The 3,554-nt window shown below is 69.1% G+C and carries 4 protein-coding genes; 2 read left to right on the top strand and 2 right to left on the bottom strand.

Features of this window, described 5'->3' with window-relative positions:
- Positions 1 to 15: 15 nt before the first annotated feature.
- Positions 16 to 1,086, top strand: coding sequence for a C39 family peptidase (locus ACT84W_RS03740; protein ID WP_444328246.1), 1,071 nt, complete (start codon positions 16 to 18; stop codon positions 1,084 to 1,086).
- A gap of 70 nt (positions 1,087 to 1,156) precedes the next feature.
- On the opposite strand, the gene ACT84W_RS03735 is transcribed toward ACT84W_RS03740, so the two are convergent.
- A complete protein-coding gene (locus ACT84W_RS03735; RefSeq protein ID WP_444328245.1) occupies positions 1,157 to 1,813 on the bottom strand; it encodes a hypothetical protein in 657 nt (218 codons plus the stop codon).
- 75 nt (positions 1,814 to 1,888) lie between these two features.
- Positions 1,889 to 2,956: a peptide chain release factor 1 gene (prfA, locus tag ACT84W_RS03730; RefSeq protein ID WP_444328244.1), complete on the bottom strand. Its 1,068-nt coding sequence runs from the start codon at positions 2,954 to 2,956 to the stop codon at positions 1,889 to 1,891.
- A gap of 324 nt (positions 2,957 to 3,280) precedes the next feature.
- Here prfA and ACT84W_RS03725 point away from each other — a divergent pair.
- Positions 3,281 to 3,554 (top strand): hypothetical protein (locus ACT84W_RS03725; protein ID WP_444328243.1); only part of this gene is annotated, 274 nt, incomplete at its 3' end.

Raw genomic sequence — 3,554 nt, 5'->3', positions numbered from 1 at the left:
CGGTAGGAGGGTCTCGTGGGCTCGGAGATGTGTATCAGAGCCCGCACATGGGGCGGGCGCGACGGGCGCGGGCCGGCGGGGCGGGGCGCCGGCGGGCGCGCCGACGCAGGCAGGCGCGCTGCCGCTGCGGCGGCCGGGCCCGACCCCGTCGAGACCTATCGCACGCCGAGGCCTGTCACGGGCACCAGGAGGCCCGCCAAACCGGAGCGCCGCGGCCGCGGAGCGGCTGCGGCAGGGGCCGCGAGCGTCGCCGGTCAGGTCGCGCACCTGCTCTGGCGCGGGCTCTGCTTAGCGGGGCGCGGGCTTCTTGCCCTCGCCCGCCTGCTGTGGCACGGCATCGTCGCCTTCGTGCGCTGGGCCGTGCCCGCGTGCCGTCGCTACCCCAAACGCGCGCTCGCGCTCGCCGGCGCGACGGCGGCGCTGGTCGTCGTGCTCAACGTCCGCGGGTGCATCCTCAGCGAGCGCCAGGCCGCCCTCGACGCCGCGGCGACCTCCGGCGCGCAGGTCGCCGCGCAGGCCGTCGCCGGGGCCGCGACCGAGACGGCCCACGACCTCGTCGAGCCGTCGAGCACGCCGCGCGACCAGTGGGAGCGCGGCCAGATGCCGTATCTGTACCAGATCGACCCACAGTGGTCGCACGAGACGTACTCCGGCGGCCGCCTGCGCCACCAGGGGTGCGGCCCCACCGCGCTCAGCATGGTCTACGCCGACCTCACCGGCAAGGACGACAAGGACCCCGCCGCGATGGCCGAGTTCGCGACGGAGTGCGGGTACTCGACCGACCAGAGCGGCACTTCTTGGTCCCTAATGACGGTCGGGGCCGGTAAGCTCGGGCTCTACGGCAAGCAGCTGACCCCCAGCGAGTCCGCGCTGCGCACCGAGCTCAAGGCCGGCCGACCGGTGATCTGCATCATGAACCCGGGGCACTTTACCAGCTCAGGCCACTTCATCGTTGTCGAGAAGCTCGACGAGGCAGGCAAAGCCGTGGTGCACGACTCGAACAGCTGGGCCCGGAGCCAAAAGACCTGGGACCTCTCGACCGTCGCCTCCGAGGCCGCGAGTGCCTGGAGCTTCCAGCTCGCCTAGTGCCCTGGCGCGGTGTCTGTCCCAGAATGCTGCACGCAATGACTGTCACCCAGTGTTGGTGGGCGCTGAGTTAGCGCGACTTCGTTGCGGAGAGGAGCTTGGCGTAGCCGGCGGCAAAGCGCTCCACGAGATCGCCGTCGGCGTCAGAGGCAGGCACCACGCCGTGCTCGTCGCTACAAAGGAATACCTGCTCGGGGAGGTCGCCCGCCGCGACGGAGCTCAACAGCCCCTCGTCGCGCGAGACCTCGATGCCCAGCGTACGGGCCAGGTCGACGACGAGGCTCGCCGCGCCGTGGGCCGCCGCGCCGTCGCGCGCGCCCCACACGAGGGCGCCGTCGCACACGGCCCACAGGGTCTCGGGCGCGACGCCCGTCTCGGCGGCCTCGCGCTCGGCGGAGGCGGCGCGCTCGGCGAGGGCCGCCGCATCGACGCGGCAAAGAGGCACGTAGGGCCCGACCGACATCGCCGCGCGGCCCTCGGCGTCCATCACGAGCATGAGGACGCCGTCGGGGTTCGCCGCGGAGCCGTCGGCGAGCGTCCACTCGATGTGCTGCTTCGCCCAGCTGATGAGCTGCGTGGACACGGCGCGCCCCACCACGACGCGCGCGCCAAGGGCCCGCAGGTGGCGGTTCTCGAGCGGCAGGCGCCCGCCGGCGAGCCGCCAGCGGCACACGAGCGCCGGCTCGCCCAGCTCGAAGTCCTCGACCTTCTGCGTTCCCTGCTCCATGGCGCTTCTCCCTAAAACGCGGCGGGCGCCCGCAGACGCCCGCCCTTCTTGCTTCTATGAACTATGGAAAGAGGATCAGACCTGCTCGGCGAGCTTCTCGGCGCGCTCGGCGGCGGCGAGGGCCTCGATCACGTCGGAGAGGCCGCTGCCCAAAAGCACCGCGTTGTAGGTGCTGTTGAAGCCGATGCGGTGGTCGGTCACGCGGTCCTGCGGCTGGTTATACGTGCGGATCTTCTCCGAGCGGTTGCCGTGGCCGATCTGGCTCTGGCGCTCGGCACCCTGCTCGGCCTGCTGGCGCTCGAGCTCCATCTCGTACAGGCGGGCGCGCAGCATCTGCATGCAGACCTCTCGGTTCTGGATCTGCGAGCGCTGGTCCTGGGACTGGACGACGGTATTCGTCGGCAGGTGGGTGATACGCACGGCCGAGTACGTGGTGTTGACGCACTGGCCGCCGGGGCCGGAGGCGCAGTAGGTGTCGATGCGCAGGTCGGACTGGTCGATCTGGATGTCGATCTCGTCGGCCTCGGGCAGCACGGCGACCGTGGCCGTGGAGGTCTGGATGCGGCCCTGGCTCTCGGTCTTGGGGACGCGCTGGACGCGGTGGACGCCAGACTCGTACTTCATCACGGAGTAGACCTTATCGCCCGTGACCTTGAACTCGATGGTCTTGAAGCCGCCGGCGTCGGACGGGCTGCTGGAGAGAACCTCGACCTTCCAGCCCTTGCTCGCGGCGAAGCGCTCGTACATCTTGAAGAGGTCGCCCGCGAAGATGCCGGCCTCGTCGCCGCCCACGCCGGCGCGGATCTCGACGATGGTGTCCTTCTCGTCGTTGGGGTCGGCAGGGATGAGCAGGATCTTGATCTCGTCCTCGAGAGCTGGGATCTTGGCCTCGTTCTCGGAGATGTCGTCCTGGAGCATGGCCTTCTCGTCCGCATCGGCGGCCTCGTGCAGCATCTCCTTGGCGGCCTCGATGTCGTCGAGGGCGCTCAGGTACTCGCGGGCCTTCTCGACGAGCTCGGTCTGGCTGGCGTGCTCCTTAGCCAGGCGCGCGTACTCCTTGGGGTCGGACGCGACGGAGGGGTCCATGAGCTTCTGCTCGAGCTCCTCGTATGCAGCGATAATCTTTTCAAGCTTTTCGGGCATTTACGTGCTCCTTCGATAAATAAGGTATAGGCATAACTAGGCTGTGGCGCAACGCAGCTAGAACTTGTCCATCCTCAGGTACATCCAGAGCCTCCCGGCATCGCTTGATTCAACCTTGTTAGGATACCCCATCCACCTGGCCTGCGTCATTTCTGCAATTGACGCCGGGGAAGAAACACGAGGTTTGGCGGGCGGCCGTTCTTTGTTGGCGCCGGCTGCGCGGAGCCCGTCACGTTGAGCCCGTTGCAAGGTTTTCAACAAACAGGTGAGGAATTGCGCCCAGCGCGGTTTGGTCGGAAACTGTGCGTGAAGGATTGGAGACGCATGGAAGAAACAGAGAAGACCGAGCCCACGCTCGAGCGGCCCGCGACCCCCGCGACCGAACCGGAGACGAGCATCATCGAGCGGCCGGGCGCCGCGGCGGCGGCGCGCGAGTTCGCGATCGCCCACCGCACGGTCCTCGCCATCAGCGCGGCGCTCGGCGCGGCATTGATCGTGCTTTTGGTCCTCGCCGGTGCCCACGCGGCGAGCGTCCCTGCCGACGACGTGATCGTCGCCGATGCCCGGACGCGCGTCGCCGCCCCCGTCTATGACGGAG

This window comes from Paratractidigestivibacter sp. (assembly GCF_052362415.1).
Lineage (GTDB): Bacteria > Actinomycetota > Coriobacteriia > Coriobacteriales > Atopobiaceae > Paratractidigestivibacter.
Note: the sequence above shows the minus strand (reverse complement) of the source record. Positions and strands in the feature narration are given on the sequence as shown.